The organism is Micromonospora sp. LOL_021 (genome assembly GCF_048060215.1).
In the GTDB taxonomy this organism is placed as follows: Bacteria; Actinomycetota; Actinomycetes; order Mycobacteriales; family Micromonosporaceae; genus Micromonospora_E.
In genome coordinates, this window is record NZ_JBHMIN010000007.1 from 75,691 (window position 1) to 92,193 (window position 16,503).

12 protein-coding genes and 2 pseudogenes are annotated in these 16,503 nt (G+C 72.5%); 9 read left to right on the plus strand and 5 right to left on the minus strand.

All coding sequences use genetic code 11. From position 1 onward, the window contains the following. The first annotated feature begins 20 nt into the window (after positions 1 to 20). The 9 genes and pseudogenes from ACFHWT_RS07560 to ACFHWT_RS07600 all read left to right on the plus strand — a co-directional run. Entirely contained in the window at positions 21 to 1,265 is a 1,245-nt protein-coding gene (locus ACFHWT_RS07560) for an O-antigen ligase family protein (RefSeq protein WP_416593926.1), read from the plus strand. Continuing rightward, positions 1,262 to 2,761, plus strand: a complete 1,500-nt coding sequence (locus ACFHWT_RS07565; RefSeq protein WP_416593855.1) for a lipopolysaccharide biosynthesis protein — start codon at positions 1,262 to 1,264, stop codon at positions 2,759 to 2,761. Before ACFHWT_RS07560 ends, ACFHWT_RS07565 begins: the two co-directional genes overlap by 4 nt. Positions 2,762 to 2,768: 7 nt before the next feature. After that, positions 2,769 to 3,671, plus strand: coding sequence for a sulfotransferase domain-containing protein (locus tag ACFHWT_RS07570; protein ID WP_416593857.1), 903 nt, complete (start codon positions 2,769 to 2,771; stop codon positions 3,669 to 3,671). Further along, complete coding sequence (locus ACFHWT_RS07575) at positions 3,668 to 5,002, plus strand: hypothetical protein (RefSeq protein ID WP_416593858.1); 1,335 nt, start codon at positions 3,668 to 3,670, stop codon at positions 5,000 to 5,002. Before ACFHWT_RS07570 ends, ACFHWT_RS07575 begins: the two co-directional genes overlap by 4 nt. A 377-nt stretch (positions 5,003 to 5,379) precedes the next feature. Continuing rightward, entirely contained in the window at positions 5,380 to 5,850 is a 471-nt protein-coding gene (locus tag ACFHWT_RS07580) for a UDP-N-acetylglucosamine--LPS N-acetylglucosamine transferase (RefSeq protein ID WP_416593859.1), read from the plus strand. 88 nt (positions 5,851 to 5,938) lie between these two features. Next, positions 5,939 to 6,550, plus strand: coding sequence for a glycosyltransferase (locus ACFHWT_RS07585; protein ID WP_416593927.1), 612 nt, complete (start codon positions 5,939 to 5,941; stop codon positions 6,548 to 6,550). Continuing rightward, positions 6,544 to 7,470, plus strand: a complete 927-nt coding sequence (locus ACFHWT_RS07590) for a glycosyltransferase family 2 protein (RefSeq protein ID WP_416593860.1) — start codon at positions 6,544 to 6,546, stop codon at positions 7,468 to 7,470. Before ACFHWT_RS07585 ends, ACFHWT_RS07590 begins: the two co-directional genes overlap by 7 nt. A 165-nt stretch (positions 7,471 to 7,635) precedes the next feature. Further along, positions 7,636 to 8,984: pseudogene (gltX, locus tag ACFHWT_RS07595) on the plus strand (glutamate--tRNA ligase). Positions 8,985 to 9,113: 129 nt separating this feature from the next. Further along, positions 9,114 to 9,374: pseudogene (locus ACFHWT_RS07600) on the plus strand (arginine--tRNA ligase); the annotation flags it as partial. 45 nt (positions 9,375 to 9,419) lie between these two features. Here ACFHWT_RS07600 and hutH read toward each other — a convergent pair. Genes hutH through ACFHWT_RS07625 form a run of 5 tightly spaced genes read right to left on the minus strand, consistent with a single transcriptional unit; the run spans position 9,420 to position 16,489 of the window. Then, the gene (gene hutH, locus ACFHWT_RS07605; RefSeq protein WP_416593861.1) at positions 9,420 to 10,961 is read right to left on the minus strand and encodes a histidine ammonia-lyase; all 1,542 of its coding nucleotides are present in this window, start codon (positions 10,959 to 10,961) and stop codon (positions 9,420 to 9,422) included. Next, positions 10,949 to 12,130 (minus strand): imidazolonepropionase, encoded by a 1,182-nt coding sequence (hutI, locus tag ACFHWT_RS07610; RefSeq protein WP_416593862.1) that lies wholly within the window; start codon positions 12,128 to 12,130, stop codon positions 10,949 to 10,951. The genes hutH and hutI overlap by 13 nt, the downstream gene beginning before the upstream one ends. Continuing rightward, positions 12,127 to 13,479, minus strand: a complete 1,353-nt coding sequence (locus ACFHWT_RS07615) for a formimidoylglutamate deiminase (RefSeq protein ID WP_416593863.1) — start codon at positions 13,477 to 13,479, stop codon at positions 12,127 to 12,129. The genes hutI and ACFHWT_RS07615 overlap by 4 nt, the downstream gene beginning before the upstream one ends. Before the next feature lie 26 nt (positions 13,480 to 13,505). Next, positions 13,506 to 14,780, minus strand: coding sequence for an allantoate amidohydrolase (locus ACFHWT_RS07620; protein ID WP_416593864.1), 1,275 nt, complete (start codon positions 14,778 to 14,780; stop codon positions 13,506 to 13,508). Beyond that, positions 14,777 to 16,489 carry a urocanate hydratase gene (locus tag ACFHWT_RS07625; RefSeq protein WP_416593865.1) on the minus strand — a complete coding sequence of 571 codons (1,713 nt, stop codon included), beginning with the start codon at positions 16,487 to 16,489 and terminating at the stop codon, positions 14,777 to 14,779. Before ACFHWT_RS07625 ends, ACFHWT_RS07620 begins: the two co-directional genes overlap by 4 nt. Between the last annotated feature and the right edge of the window lie 14 nt (positions 16,490 to 16,503).

Consider the following 16,503-nt stretch of genomic DNA (forward strand, 5'->3'; position numbering starts at 1 on the left):
CGATCTGGCCGCTCTGGCTGATGTTCGGCCTGGTGCCGGTCTGGTGGCTCAGCGGGCTGTTCTACTTCGGCTGGCCGGTGTTCGGCGCGCTGCTGCTGATCGTCATGTTCGTCCGGGGACGGATCCCGTTGCCCGCCGGTGCCGGGCTCTGGCTGGCCTTCCTGGCCCTCGTGGTGGTCAGCGCCACCCAGCTGGCCGACGTTGGCGCGCTGCTCACCTTCACCTTCCGGTTGTTGTTCTACGTCACCGCGATCGTCGTCTGCTGCTACGTGTACACGATGGCGCGGGAGCGGGACGCATTGACCGTGGTGCTCGGCCCGCTGTGTGCCTTCTTCGTCGCCCTTGTGCTGCTCGGCTGGCTCGGTCTGCTGATGCCCCGGTTCGGCATGGTCACCCCGTTCGAACTGGTACTACCGGGTGGGTTGTCCGGCAACCCGTTCATCCGGGACATGGTGCACGCCCAGGCGACCGAGTACAGCGCCCGCTCGGCCAATCCGATCTTCCGGCCGGCGGCGCCGTTCGCCTACACCAACACGTACGGCAGCACGTTCGCCATCACCCTGCCGGCGGTGGTGGCCTGCCTGCTGCTCGGTGCCCGGGGCCCGGCCCGGACGGTCCTGCTGGTCGCGCTGCCGTTGTCGCTGCCGCCGGCGTTCCTGACCCTCAACCGGGGTATGTTCCTCAGCCTCGGCGTCGGGCTGGCCGTGCTCGGCCTGCGGGCCGCGGCCCGGGGCAACGTCAAGGCGCTGGCGTCCATGCTCGGGATGCTGGCCGTCGGCGGGCTGGTCACCCTGTTCATTCCGATCGGCGAGCTGATCGAGCGCCGGGTGAGTGTCAGCGACACCAACACCGACCGGCTGTCGCTCTACCTGGAGGTGCTGCGCTGGGTCCAGCGGTCGCCGGTGCTCGGATTCGGCGCACCGGTGCAGGTCGACACGGTCACCGCCGACGCGCCGATCGGCACCCAGGGCCAGCTGTGGGCCGTGCTGTTCAGTCACGGTGTTCCGGCGCTGGTCTGCTTCATCGGCTGGTTCGTGATCGTCGGGCTCCGCTGCTGGCCGGCCAGTACGGCGGCCGCGCAGTGGCTCTCCGTCGTGCCGCTGATCGGCCTGGTCCAGCTGCCCTTCTACGGCCTGGTCAACCAGAACCTGACAGCGATCTTCTACGTCGCCGGGGTGGCGTTGGTGCTCGTCGACCGGGAACGCCCCGGCCGCCCGCTCAGTCAGCGTCCAGTCCCGCAACGGCTGGCCGGGGCCGTACGGTGACCGCCGCCACCGATCAGCGGGAGACCCGGCGCAGCGCCCGCAGCGGCGCCATCGGCTTGGCCGGCGCGGCGGTCAGCGGGCTGTTCGGCTTCGTCTTGGCGGTGGTCATCACCCGCGGCTACGGGCCAACCGGCGCGGGTGCGTTCTTCGCCGCGGTCGGACTGCTCACCGTGGCCACTGCGGTCTGCACCCTGGGGGCCGAGACGGGGCTGCTCTGGGCGTTGCCCCGGCGCCGTACCGGCGCCACCGGGGACGCCGCCCGGATGCTGCCGGTGGCGTTGCTGCCGCCGCTGGTGTTCGCCATCGTGGTGGCCGTCGTCGGGCTGCTGGTCGCCCCGCAACTCGCGGACGGCCTGTTCGACCGGGCGAGTACGGAGACCGTACGCCTGGTTCAGCTCTGCGCGGTCGGGTTGCCGGTGCTGGTCGCCACCGGTCTGATGCTCGCGGCCGTCCGCGGGGTCCGACCGATCGGCGGATACGTGGCGGTGCAGTTCTTCCTGCTGCCGATCGGCCGGCCGGTGCTGGTCGGTCTTGCCGCGCTGGCCAGCGGCGCGGTGCTGCTCGGGTTGGCCGGCTGGCTGGTGCCGGCGCTGGCCGCTCTGCTGGTCTGCGCCGGTCTGGTCGCCGGCCCGCTCGGTCTGGGGCGCGGCGCCCGACTGCGGGCCGGGTCGGCGGACTGGCGTGGCTTCTGGCGGTTCGCGCTGCCGAGGGCCGGCTCGGCCGCGATCGACGCGGGCAGCATGTGGATCGGGGTGCTGCTGGCTGTCGCGCTGGCCGGGCAGGCCGAGGCGGGCATCTTCGGCGCGGTCGGTCGGTACATCCTGGCCGGGCAGCTCGCCCTGCAGGGGCTGCGGGTCGCGGTCGCGCCGCAGCTGTCCCGGCTGCTCGGCGCGGACCGGCCGGCCGAGGCGGCGGCGGTGCACCGGCAGACCACCAGCTGGGCGATCGTGCTCTCCTGGCCGGTCTATCTGCTGCTGGCGATCTTCGCGCCGGGTTTTCTGAGTATCTTCGGGCCGGAGTTCGCCGCTGGCACCACGGCGATGACGGTGCTGGCCGTCGCGATGCTGGTGAACATCGCGGTCGGCAACGTGCAGACGTTGCTGCTGATGAGCGGGCACAGCGGCCTGCACCTGGTAGCCACGCTGGTGAATCTGACGGCGACGGTGTCGTTGGCGTTCTGGCTGGTGCCCCGGCACGGGGTGCTCGGGGTGGCGGTTGCCTGGGCCACCGGGATCGTGCTGGAGAACCTGATCGCGGCGACCGCCGCCCGGCTGGTGGTCGGGCAGCCACTGGTGGACCGGTCGGTGTCGGTGGCGGCGGCGGCGACGCTGGCCGGCGTCGGGGCGGTCAGCGTCGCCGCGGTCGTCGCGGGCGGCCGGGACGTGGCTGGCCTCTTTACCGCGTTGGCCCTGGTCGGCGCGGTCGTGATCGTAATGTCGGCGCTGCCGGGTGTGCGGCGCCGAGTGTGGCGCAGCGTCAGACAGAGAGGTGGGTGAGCAGGCCTTGACGTCCATCAGGGACCGCATCAAGCAGGCGGTACCGACCCAGGTGACCGACCGGGTACGCGAGTCGATGGTGCACTACGGGGTACGTACCAGTCACCGTCGCCCGCTGCCGGACTTCCTGATCATCGGCACGAAGCGCGGCGGTACCACGTCGCTGTGGAACTACCTGATCCAGCATCCGCTGGTGCCGCGGCTGTTCCCGGCCTGGAACACCAAGGCCACCCATTACTTCGAGGAACACTGGTCGCGGGGGGAGGCGTGGTACCGGTCGCACTTTCCCACCGAGCGTCAGCGCGCCGCGCTGACCGCCCGGTACGGCGGCCCGGTCCGCGCCGGCGAGGCCGCTCCGCTGTACATGTTCCACCCGACGGCCGCCGAGCGGGTCCAGCAACTGCTGCCCCAGGTACGGCTGATCGTGCTGCTGCGCGATCCGGTCGAGCGGGCGTACTCGCACTGGAAGGAGCGGCGGACCGAGGGCAAGGAGCCGCTGGACTTCCCGCAGGCGTTGGCGAGCGAGCCGGAGCGGACCGCCGGTGAGCGCGACCGGCTGATCGCCGATCCGAACTACTTCTCCGAGCCGTACGACTGGTACACCTACCGGGCGCGTGGGCGCTACCTGGAGCATCTCGAGCCCTGGCTGGACCGGTTCGACCGCGCCCAGTTCCTCTTCCTGACCAGCGAGGAGTTCTACCGCGACACCCGGTCGGCCTATCTGCGTACGCTCGACTTCCTCGGCCTGCCCGGGCATGAGCTGCCGACGTTCAAGGTGTACAACGACCGCCGGTCGGCGCCGATGGACGAGGCGCTGCGTGCCGAGCTGACCGCCTACTACCAGCCGCACAACGAGGCGCTGGCGCAGCGGCTGGGGTTGCGGCTGGACTGGGCCGGGGCGCCGCGGTGACCGGCACCGATCCGCGTCGCCGCGAAGACGGTCTCGGCTGGGTGACCCGGGCGGTCTTCCCGGACGAACGGGTGCGGCTGACGCTGCTGCCGGCCGGGGCGTCGCAGCCGGCGCTGGATCCGGCCGACCGGCTGCTGGCCCGGTACGCGGTGGTCCCGTCGCCGGCCCGGGCCCGGTTCCTGTTGCCGTTGGGGCCGCGGCGGGTGACCGCCGCCTCGGTCTGGGCGTACAACGCGCTGCGCCCGCTGCGGGTGCGACTGCCCCGGGCATTGCTCGGTCTGGCGGCCCGGACCGGGGTGCTGCAGGTGACCCGGCCGGCGGTGCTGACCGTGTCGGCCGGGCCGGAGCCGGCCGAGCAGCTGACGCTGGTCGACCATCTGGCGGCGCATTCCGGCGGGGCGCGCTGGTACGCGGCGATCGGGGTCCGTCCGCCGGACCCGAACCACAAGCCGACGGTGCAGTTGTTCGACGCGGCCGGCCGGCCGCGCGGTTACGCCAAGATCGGTTGGAACGACGCCACCCGGGAGCTGGTCCGTGCCGAGGCGGACGCGCTGGCGGCGGTGGCGCCGGCTGCGGGGTTGGGTGAGCATCCGGCGGTGCCGAGGCTGTTGGCCGCAGGCGAGTGGTCCGGTCAGGCGGTCACCGTCGTCGAGCCGCTGCCCGCCGACGTGCGGGGGCTCGGGGTGGGCGAGCCGCCGCAGGTCGCCGCGGTGCTGGCGGTCGCTCGACGGGGCGGTGCGCCGACCGCGCCGAGGCCGCTGGCCGGCTCGGCCTTCCTGGACCGGCTGCGGCGATGCGCCGCCGCGGCCGCGGGCGACCCCGACGGTACGGCGGCGGCCGGTCGACCCAACGGGACGGCGGCCGGCGGGCCTGTCGCTGGCGCCGCCGACCCGCTGGCCGGACGCCGGTTGGTAGCGGCGGTGGAACGGCTGGCCGACCGGTTCGAGCAGGTGCGGGTCGAGTTCGGTCACTGGCACGGCGACTGGGTGCCGTGGAATCTCGGCCGGTACGGCGGACGGCTGGTCGCCTGGGACTGGGAGCACAGTGGCCCCGAGGTACCGGTCGGCTTCGACCTGGCACACGATGCCTTCCAGCGCAAACTGGTACTCGACGGGGCTCCGGCGGCGAGCGCGGCGGCTGCTGTGGACGCCCAGCTGCACCGGCTGGCCGCGGTGTTGGGTGTGGACGCCGAGCGGCGGCGGCTGATCGTCCAGAGTTACCTGATTGAGATGTGGCTGCGGACCTGGCGGCTGGCGGCCGGTGGCGCCGGCTGGAATCCGGCGCTGCACCCGGCGCTGCTGGACGTGATCGAGCAGCGTGGCGCCGACTGACAGTCGCCCTGGCTCGTCTCATATATCGAGATCTACTTGTCGTTTGCCCGACGGCAAGATCGTCGATCAGGCGATTGCCAGCGTGCCGGCGGTGGTGCCCGACTCTGCTCACCTACTAATCCTACCGAACGGATAGAAAATATCTCACATTCGTGGGCACGGATAGTAACTGTTTGTTGAAATGCTCAGTTGTCGGACGGTTTCGGTGAGTAGTTGTGAAGTGTGGTGGTCGGGGATGTTGTCGCAGGTCAAGTGGTTCGACGGGAAGGTGTCAAGCGACCTCCGCCAATTTTCTTTCCGGCCGTGGTCGCATATATTGTTAAACCAAACAGTGGTTGGCCGGCTAGTGAACTCTGGGGGCATCTGTGGCCAACAACGTGCCTGATGTTGACAGTGCGCCCACCCTCCTGCTCGTCGGCTCGAGCGGTGGTCACCTCGCGCAGTTGCTCGCGCTCGAGCCGTGGTACGTCAACCGAACGCGGTGCTGGGTAACCTTCGACACGCCGGACGCCACCTCGCTGCTGCGCGGCGAGGATGTCGTGTGGGCGCACCACCCGACGACCCGGAACCTGCGGAACCTCGTCCGCAACGCCCGGCTCGCGGTGCGGATCTTCCGGCAGCGGCGGGTCGCCGCCGTGATCACCACCGGTGCCGGAGTGGCCTTTCCCTTCGTGTTTCTTGCCTGGTTGCGCGGGGTGCCGGCGATCTACATCGAGGTCTACGACCGCATCGACACGGCGACGCTCACCGCGCGGCTGTGTCGCCCGTTCCTGTCGGCGATGCTCGTGCAGTGGGAGGAGCAGCGACGCCAGTACCCGGAGGCGACCGTCGTCGGCAACCTGCTATAACTGTGCGCATTTATCAACGACGATGACATGTCAACGTAACAAGAGTAGAAGTGGCCAGGTCAAGGAGTTGATCGTGGTGGAATCCGCGTTGTCGAACACCGGGCCGACCAGCGTCGCCGCACGGATCCCCCGGCAGCGCGGTGGGCCGCGTACCGGCACCATCCTGGTCGCGGTCGGGACCGACCGGCACCGGTTCGACCGGCTGATTGGCTGGCTGGAGGACTGGCACGCCGCCGCCGCCGACCGAGCCGACCTGATCGTGCAGTACGGGCACAGCCGGGCGCCGGAGCTGGCCGGGGCGGTCGACTTCCTCGACCACGACGCGCTGCAGCAGGCCATGCAGCGGGCCACCCTGGTGGTGTGCCACGGCGGCCCGGCGACCATCCTCGAAGCACGTCGGCACCGCCACCTGCCGATCGTCGTACCCCGGGACCCCACTTTGGACGAGCACGTCGACGACCATCAGATGCTGTTCGCCCGCCGGCTGGCCGACGCCGGGCTGATCCGGCTCTGCCAGTCACGTACGGCGCTGTTCGAGGCGCTGGAGGCCGGGCTGCGCGCGCCAGCGAGCTTCGGCATCACCGCCGACGCCGGCACCGACACGGCACGACTCGCGGCCGTCGCCCGGGTCGGCGAGATCATCGAAGGGCTGCTTGCGTCGGCGAACCCGCGCCGGGTGCTCAGCCGGCGGTCGTGGTGACCGCCGACCGGACCCCGACGATCAGCGTCGTGGTCCCCACCCGGGACCGGCCCGAGCTGCTACGCGAGGCCATCGCCGCGATCCGCGAGCAGGACTACCCGGCACCCGTCGAGGTGGTCGTGGTCTACGATCAGTCCACCCCGGACACCGCGTTGGCCAGCGACGATCCACACCGGCCGGTCCGAGTGATCTGCAACGGTCGGACCGCCGGCCTGGCCGGTGCCCGCAACAGCGGCATCCTCGCCGCGACCGGCGAGCTGGTCGCGTTCTGTGACGACGACGACCAATGGCTGCCCGGCAAGCTCACCGCCCAGGTCGACGAGCTGCTCGCCCACCCGGACGCCGAGTTCGTCAGCTGCGGCATCCAGGTCAGCTACGACGGCACCGTCAACGACCGGGTGCTCGACCTCGACAGCGTGTCGCTCGCCGCGCTGCTGCGCGACCGGATGACCGAGCTGCACCCGTCGACGTTCCTGATCCGGCGCGCGGCGCTGGTCGACGGCTTCGGGCTGGTCGACGAGGAGATTCCGGGTAGTTACGCGGAGGACTACGAGTTCCTGCTCCGGGCCGCCCGCAGCGCCCCGCTGCGCAACCTGCGTACGCCGTACGTGCTGGTCCGCTGGCACAAGCGGTCCTACTTCGCACAGCGCTGGGACACCATCGCCACCGCCCTGCAGTGGCTGCTGGACCGCTACCCGGAGTTCGCCACCGAGCCGGCCGGCGAAGCCCGGGTCGCCGGGCAGATCGCCTTCGCCGAGGCCGCTGCCGGGCACCGCCGCGGGGCGATCCGCTGGGCCCGGCACACCCTGGCCCGCAACCCGCGCGAGCCGCGCGCCTACCTCGCCCTCGCCGTCGCCAGCCGGGCGGTACGGCCGGACCTGGTGCTCCGCACCCTGCACAAGCGCGGCCGGGGAATCTGACGCGACGGCTTGGGCGCGCGGCGGCCCGCTGAATCGAGCAGGGCATTGCTGTGGCTCCCGGCGCTCCGAGCGGATATCGGTGAAGGTATGCGGAGGTAGTTCGGTAGCCTGCTATCCGTGGCCAGTTCCGATCTCCGTGTGCGCTTCGCGCCTTCCCCGACGGGCATGTTCCACGTCGGCAATGCCCGGTCTGTCCTGTTCAACTGGGTGTTGGCCCGACAGTCAGGCGGGACGATGGTGCTGCGGATCGAGGACACGGACGCGGCGCGGAACCGTCCGGAGTGGGTCCAGGGCACGCGATGGAGTGGCTCGGCATCGGTCCGAGTGAGTACGAGGGCCCGCTGTTCCAGTCCGACTATGCCGAGCACCACCGTGAGGCCATCGACCGGCTGCTCGCCGCTGGGCGCGCGTACTACTGCGACTGCGCCCGGGATCAGGTGATTGCCCGGACGGGCAGCGAGCACAAGGGTTACGACGGCTTCTGCGGGGACCGTGGTCTGCCTGCTGGTGAAGGTCGCGCGTTGCGGTTCCGTACGCCGGACGAAGGCTCGACCGTGATCGTCGACCTGGTGCGCGGCAAGCCGACCTTCGACAACGCGCTGATCGAGGACTTCGTGATCGCCCGGGGCGACGGGTCGCCGGTGTTCCTGCTGGCGAACGTGGTCGACGACATGGTCATGGGCGTCACCCATGTGATCCGGGCTGAGGAGCACCTGCCGAACGCGCCGAAGCAGCAGCTGCTGTGGGAGGCGTTGGGTGCTGAGCCTCCGGTGTGGGTGCATGCGCCGATCCTGGTCAACGAGAAGCGGCAGAAGCTGTCCAAGCGCCGGGACCGGGTGGCTCTGGAGGACTTCCGTGCCGAGGGCTACATGGCCGAGGCGATGCGTAACTATCTGATGTTGCTCGGCTGGGCGCCGTCGGGTGATCGGGAGATCTTGCCGTGGGATGACATCGTGGCGGAGTTCCGGCTGTCCGACGTCAACCCGTCGCCGGCGTTCTTCGACGTGAAGAAGCTCCGCGCTTTCAACGGGGACTACATCCGGGCGTTGTCGGTGGAGGCGTTCATCGAGGCGTGCCAGCCGTGGTTGCGCGGCGATACCGTGCCGTGGCGGCCGGAGGCGTACGACGCCACCGCGTTCGCCGCTGTCGCCGAGTTGGCGCAGACCCGGATCGCGCTGCTGTCGGAGATCGTGCCGATGGTCGACTTCCTGTTCCTGGATGAGCCGGTCGCCGACGAGGCCGCGTGGGCGAAGGCGATGAAGGTCGATGCCCCGGCGCTGCTGGCGGCTGTGGTCGAGGCGTACGGGACGTGCGAGTGGCGGGCCGAGGTACTCAAGTCTACGCTGGAAACTATCGGGGCTGAGCGGGGACTCAAGCTGGGCAAGGCGCAGGCACCGGTCCGGGTCGCGGTGACCGGCCGCACCGTCGGGCTGCCGTTGTTCGAGTCGATCGAGATCCTCGGACGTGAGCGAACCTTGGCTCGCCTGCGAGCCGCACTCGACCGCCTGAGCTGAACCCTTCTTCTGTGACCGGCGGATCGATCCCGCCGGTCCCTTTGGTCGTCGATCGATCCGCTCCCCGAGTCTTTCCCGGATGATCTGTCTCCCGAGTGTAGGCGGTTCGGAGCATGATTGGCGTACCTGATGAGTCTTGAGAAACTGTTGGCCGACCGGCTGGCGCAGGCGTTTGCGGCGGTGGCCGGCGGGCCGGTCGATCCAGTCGTACGGCGGTCGCAGCACGCCGACTTCCAGTCCGACGCCGCCCTGCCCCTGGCACGTCGGCTCGGCCGCCCACCACGGGACATCGCCTCCGACGTGGTCGGCCGGGCGGAGTTGGCGGACCTCTGCAGCGCCGTCGAGGTCTCCGGACCAGGGTTTATCAACCTGGCACCCACGTTGTCGGCCTAGCAGATAGCGGGCCGGCACGGTGTGACGGCGACACGCATCGGGTCAGCGCAGCGGGCCGATCCGGGCCTCGATCTCCGCCCGCAGTTCGGTGCCGGCCACCACCGCGCGCGTCGCCTCCAACGCCGGGGCCAGGAAGATGTCCGGCCCCGGCTGACCGGCGATGCCGCCGACCAGCTTCACCGCCACCTGCCCGGCGGGCGAGGGCCGTAGCGGGGCCCGCAGCTGCAGACCGCGTACCGCCGCCAGCAGCTCCACCGCGAGCAGGCTGGTCAGGTTGTCCAGCACGGTACGCAGCTTGCGGGTCGCCGCCCAGCCCATCGACACGTGGTCCTCCTGCATCCCGGAGGTCGGCACCGAGTCCACCGAGGCCGGTGCGGCCAGCCGGCGGTTCTCCGCGACGACGCCGGCTGCGGTGTACTGGGCGATCATCAGCCCGGAGTTGACCCCGGCGTCCGGGGACAGGAACGCCGGCAGGCCCCGGGACCGGTTGACGTCCAGCAGCCGGTCCACCCGGCGTTCGCTGATCGACCCGACCTCGGCGGCCGCGATGGCCAGGAAGTCGGCGGCGAAGCCGAGCGGCGCGCCGTGGAAGTTGCCGGTCGAGTCGACCCGTCCGTCCGGCAGCACCACCGGATTGTCCACCACCGACCGTAACTCCCGGCCGGCGACGGTGCCGGCGAACGCCAGCGTGTCCCGGGCCGCCCCGGCCACCTGCGGCGCGCAGCGCATCGAGTACGCGTCCTGCACCGCGTGCAGCAGATCGTCGCGGTGCGAGTCCATCACCGCCGAGTCCTGCAGCAGCCGGTGGATGTTGCCGGCCGACACGCCCTGACCGGGATGCGGCCGGATGGTGTGCAGGTCGGCCTGGAACGGCCGGTCCGAGCCGAGCATCGCCTCGATCGCCAGCGCGGCGGTGACGTCCGCCATGGTGAACAGGTGCCCGGCGTCCTCGACCGCCAGCAGCAGCATGCCGAGCATCCCGTCGGTGCCGTTGATCAGGGCCAGCCCTTCCTTGGCGGCCAGCTCAACCGGGGCCAGCCCGGCCCGACGCAACGCCACCGCGCCGTCGACCCGGTCTCCGGTGTCCGGGTCCCGCACCCAGCCCTCACCCATCAGCACCAGCGCGCAGTGCGCCAACGGCGCCAGGTCACCGGAAGCGCCGAGCGACCCGTGCTCCGGCACCCACGGAGTGATCCGATGGTTGAGCAGGTCCAGCAGCGCCTGCGCGAGCAGCGGACGTACCCCGGAACGGCCCAGCGCCAGCGACCGCACCCGTAGCACCAGCATGGCCCGGACAACCTCGTCGGGCATCGGCGCGCCGATCCCGGCCGCGTGCGAACGGATCAGCGCGTGCTGCAGCTCCGAACGCCGGTCCGGTGCGACGAAACTGCTGGCCAGCGCGCCGAACCCGGTGGAGACGCCGTACACCGGGCGGCCGTCGCGTTCGATCGACTCGACGATGTCGCGGCTGCGGGTCATCGCCGCGACCGCACCGGGGCTCAGCTCGACCCGTGCCCCGTCCCGGGCCACCGCCCGCACCTGGGCGGCGGTCATCCCGTCCGGTTCGATCGTCACAGTGGACATGTCGGAACTCCGTCACGCAGGACCTGATGGATCAGCGGCACACCCGGCCGGTAGGCCAGGTGCAGATGGGACGGTGCGTCGAGCAGCAGCAGGTCGGCGCGGGCACCCGGGCGCAGCACGCCGACGTCGGCGCGGCGCAGCGCCCGGGCACCGCCGACGGTCGCCGCCCAGACCGCCTCCGCCGGGGTCATCCCCATCTCCCGGACCGCCAGTGCCACACAGAACGGCATCGACGTGGTGTACGACGAGCCCGGGTTGCAGTCGGTGGCCAACGCCACCGTGGCGCCGGCGTCGAGCAGCCGGCGGGCATCCGGGTACGCCGACCGGGTGGAGAACTCCGCGCCCGGCAGCAGCGTCGCCACCGTGGCCGAACCGGCCAGCGCGGCGACGTCCGCGTCGGACAGATGGCTGCAGTGGTCGGCGCTGGCGGCCCCCAGCTCCACCGCCACCGATACCCCAGGGCCGGGCCCCAACTGGTTGGCGTGCACCCGTAACCCCAGGCCGGCCGCGGCCCCGGCGGCGAGCACCGCGCGGGCCTGGTCGGCGTCGAACGCGCCGCGTTCGCAGAACACGTCCACCCAGCGGGCGTACGGTGCGGCGGCCGCCAGCATCGGGCCGGTGACCAGGTCCACGTAGGCGTCCGGATGGTCGGCGTACTCGGCCGGCACCACATGGGCGCCGAGGAACGTCGTCTCGTCGGTGAACTCCGCCGCCACCCGCACCGACCGGGCCTCGTCGGTGACGCTGAGTCCGTACCCACTCTTGATCTCGATCGTGGTGCTGCCCTGCCGCAGCGCCTCGCGGCGCAGCCGCCCGACGGTGCCGCGCAGCTCGTCGTTGCTGGCGGCGCGGGTCGCCGCCACCGTGGTCCGGATGCCGCCGCCGTCGTAGCGGACCCCGGCCATCCGGGCGGCGAACTCGCCCGCCCGGTCCCCGGCGAAGACCAGATGCGCGTGACTGTCCACGAAACCGGGCAGTCCGGCCCGGCCGTCCGCGTCGATTCGCCGGTCGGCGGCCGGCGCGTGCGCCGCGTGCCCCACCCAGGCGATCCGGCCGCCGTCGACCAGCACTGCCGCGTCGGTCAGCAGCCCCAGCGGGCCGCCGTCGTGCGTCGGATCGTTGGTGACCAGCTCCCCGATACCGGTCACCAGCAACGTGCCCGTCGTCATCCGGTCGTCACCGCCCGGATCGCGGCGGCCAGTTCGGCCGGTACGTCGACGTGCAGATGCCGGCCGTCGGCCACCACCGGCCGGCCGTCGACCACCACGTCGGTGACGTCGGCGGCGGTCGCCGCGAACACCAGACCGGCCGGGTCGGCCCCGGCGGTCCGCACGCTGTCGCGTCGGACGGTGACCAGGTCGGCGCGGGCACCGACCGCGATCCGGCCGGCGTCGGCCCAGCCCAGCGCGGCGTGCCCGGCTCCGGTGGCCATCGAGATCAGCTCACCGGGGGAGAAGTGTCCCCGCCGGCCGGTGCGCAGCCGCTCGTGTGTCTCCACCGCCCACGCCTCCTCGAACAGGTTGACCACCGCGTGGCTGTCACTGCCCACGCTGAGCGCGACCCCGGCGGCCGACAGCGGACCGGCCGGGCCGATCCCGTCGGCCAGGTCCCGCTCCGTGGTCGGGCAGAGGCAGACCCCGGCCCGCGCGCCGGCCAGCAGCGTCACGTCGGCATCGGTCAGGTGGGTGGCGTGCACCGCGGTGGTGTCCGGGCCGAGCACCCCGGCGTCGGCCAGCAGCGCCGTCGGGGTCCGGCCGTACCGGGCCAGACAGGCCGCGTTCTCCGCCGGCTGCTCCGACAGGTGTACGTGCAGCGGCGCACCTCGCTGCGCCGCCGCCCCGGCGACGACCGGCAGCTCGGCGGCCGGTACCGCCCGTACCGAGTGGACCGCCGCGCCCACCCGGACGTGGTCACCGGTCGGTGACCACGCCTGCGCCCGCTGCGCCCAGGCTGCCGCGTCGGTGTCGCCGAACCGGCGCTGCACCCCGGTCAGCGGTGCCCCGTCCACCCCGGCGGTCAGGTAGCAGGTGTCCAGCAGGGTGAGCCGCACCCCGGCGTCGGCGGCGGCCTGCGCGAGCGCGTCGGACATCACGTTCGGCTCGGCGTACCGCCGGCCCTGCGGATCGTGGTGCAGGTAGTGGAACTCGCCGACGCAGGTCACCCCGGCGAGCGCCGCCTCGGCGTACACCGCGCGGGCCAGCGCCAGGTAGCTGTCCGGGTCGAGGCGTCCGGCGACCGCGTACATCCGGTCCCGCCAGGTCCAGAAGCTGCCCCGGTCGTCGTGGGTCCGCCCACGTAGTGCCCGGTGGAAGGCGTGCGAGTGGGTGTCGGCCAGGCCGGGCAGGGTCACCCCGGCGAGCCTCGGTACGCCCGGCGGCGGCGCGACCCCGGCGGTGACCGCGGTGAACCGGCCCGCCTCGGCCTCGATCAGCACCCCGGCCGCCGGGGCCGGCCCGCCCAGCCAGGCGTGTTCGGCGTACCACCTCGTCCGGGCCGCCCCGGCTGCCGGCACCTGCATCCGGGCCGCCCGGTCTGCCGGCCGCCTCATTCGCCGGCCAGGTCGGCCAGCGCGGCGGCGAGGGCCCGCACCCCGGCGGCGCAGTCGTCGTCGGTGGCGTGCTCGTTCGGGGCGTGCGACACCCCGGTCGGATTGCGTACGAAGATCATCGCCGTCGGCACGTGTCCGGCCAGGACACCGGCGTCGTGCCCGGCGGCGGTCGGCAGCACCGGCACTGGCACCGGGCCGCGCAGCGTCGCCTCGACCGCCGTGGCGATCCGGTCGGTCAGGTCCGGGTCGAAGGCGACCGGCGGGCTGTCCGACTCGCGGACCACCGCCACCGACGTCCCGTCCGCCCGCGCCCGGGCCGCCGCGTCGGCCCCGACCGCGTCGACCAGCGCGGCCAGCGCGGTGTCGTCGGCGGCCCGCGCGTCCAGCCAGGCGTGCACCTGGGCCGGGATCGCGTTGGTGGCGTTGGGTCGCACCGCGACCCGGCCGATGGTGGCGTGCGCGCCCAGCCGGCGGGCCTGCGCGTCGGCGGCGAGTACGGTGTGCGCGCAGGTCAGCATCGGATCCCGGCGGTCGACCATCCGGGTGGTGCCGGCATGGTCGCCGGACCCGGTGAACTCCAGCCGCCACCGGCCGTGCGGCCAGATCATGCTGGCCACGCCGACCGGGGCACCGAGGTCGACCAATGCTCGGCCCTGCTCGACGTGCAACTCGACGTAGACCCCGATCCGGGCCAGCCGGTCCGGGTCCGGCCCGGCCGCCGTCGGGTCGGCGCCGGCCGCCCGCATCGCCTCGGCCACCGTCACCCCGTCGGAGTCGGTCAGCCCCAGTGCGTACTGCGCCGACACGCCGCCGGTGAGCAGCCGCGACCCGAGGCAGGCCAGGCCGAACCGCCCCCCTTCCTCCTCGACGAACGCGGCGACGGTCACCGGCCGGGCCGGGGTGAACCCCCGGTCCCGCAGTTCGTCGAGGGCGAGCAGCGCCGACACGATGCCCAGCGGTCCGTCGTAGCCTCCGCCGTGCGGCACCGAGTCGAAGTGGCTGCCGGTGACGACCGCCGGGGCAGCCGGATCCACACCGGACGGTATCCAGTCGGCCCACAGGTTGCCGTTGCCGTCGGCCTGCACCGCCAGCCCGCGTCGGCGGGCTTCGGTGGTGAACCATCCCCGGCAGGTCAGCTCCGCCCTCGACCAGGCGTAGCGCAGGTAGCCGCCGGTGTCTGGGTCGCGGCCGATGCCGGCGAGCTGCGCCCACATCGCCCGGAACCGTTCGACCAGCGGATCAGCGGTGGTCACTGGTGCCGGGCCGGTCATTGGCGGCCCATCGGAACCGGCAGGTCGTGGGCGGCGGCGACCTGACCGGCCAGCTGGTAGCCGGCGTCGACGTGGCGCAGCACCCCGGTCGCCGGGTCGTTGCGCAGCACCCGTTCGATCTTCTGCCCGGCCAGCGCCGACCCGTCGGCGACACAGACCTGACCGGCGTGGATCGACCGGCCGATGCCGACCCCGCCGCCGTGGTGGATGCTCACCCACGACGCGCCGCTGGCCGTGTTGACCAGGGCGTTGAGCAGCGGCCAGTCGGCGATGGCGTCGGATCCGTCGGCCATCGCCTCGGTCTCCCGGTACGGCGACGCCACCGAACCGCAGTCCAGATGGTCCCGGCCGATCACCACCGGGGCGGCCAGTTCACCGCTGGCGACCATCTCGTTGAACCGCACCCCGGCGAGTTCCCGTTCGCCGTACCCGAGCCAGCAGATCCGGGCCGGCAGCCCTTGGAAGGCGACCCGTTCGCCGGCCAGCCGGATCCAGCGGGCCAGCGCTTCGTCGTCGCCGAACAGGTCGAGGATCGCCCGGTCGGTGGCGGCGATGTCGGCCGGGTCGCCGGACAGCGCCGCCCACCGGAACGGGCCTTTGCCGGCGCAGAACAACGGCCGGATGTACGCCGGCACGAAACCGGGGAAGTCGAACGCCCGGTCGTAGCCGCCGAGCCGGGCCTCGTCGCGGATCGAGTTGCCGTAGTCGAACACCTCCGCGCCGGCGTCGGCGAAGCCGACCATCGCGGCGACGTGCCGGGCCATCGACTCCCGGGCCCGCTGGGTGTACTCCTGCGGTGCCCGGCCGGCGTACGCCGCCGCGTCGGCCAGCTCGACCCCTTCCGGCAGGTAGCTCAACGGGTCGTGCGCGCTGGTCTGGTCGGTGACGATGTCGATCTCGACCCCGTCGGCGAGCAGCTGCGGCAAGACGGTCGCCGCGTTGCCGACCACGCCGACCGACAGCGGCCGTCGGTCCCGCCGAGCCGCCTGCGTCGCCGCGACCGCCTCGGTCAGTGAGCCGGCGACGGTGTCCAGGTAGCCGGTGGCGACCCGGCGGGCGAGTCGTTGCGGGTCGACGTCGACGATCAGGCACACCCCGCCGTTCATGGTGACGGCGAGCGGCTGCGCGCCGCCCATCCCGCCGCAGCCGGCGGTCAGGGTCAGTGTGCCGGCCAGCGACGCGGTGCCGACCCGGTCGATCCAGGACGGCGGCGCGGTGGGGTCGACCGGCGTGGTCGTGGTGCCCGCCGCCAACTTCGCGGCGACCGCCGCGAACGTCTCGTAGGTGCCCTGCAGGATGCCCTGGGTGCCGATGTAGATCCACGAGCCGGCGGTCATCTGCCCGTACATGGTCAGCCCGAGCTGCTCCAGCCGGCGGAACTCCGGCCAGGTCGCCCAGTCGCCGACCAGGTTCGAGTTGGCCAGCAGCACCCGGGGTGCCCACTCGTGGGTGCGCAGCACCCCGACCGGCCGGCCGGACTGGACCAGCAGCGTCTCGTCGTCGGCCAGCTCAGTCAACGTACGGACCAGGGCGTGGTAGGACGGCCAGTCCCGGGCCGCCCGGCCGGTGCCGCCGTAGACCACCAGGTCGTCGGGGCGTTCGGCGACGTCCGGGTCGAGGTTGTTCATCAGCATCCGCAGCGCGGCCTCCTGCGGCCACCCCTTGGCGGTACGGGTGGCGCCGCGCGCCGCCCGGATCAGCTCAGCCATGTCGCGGTCCCTTC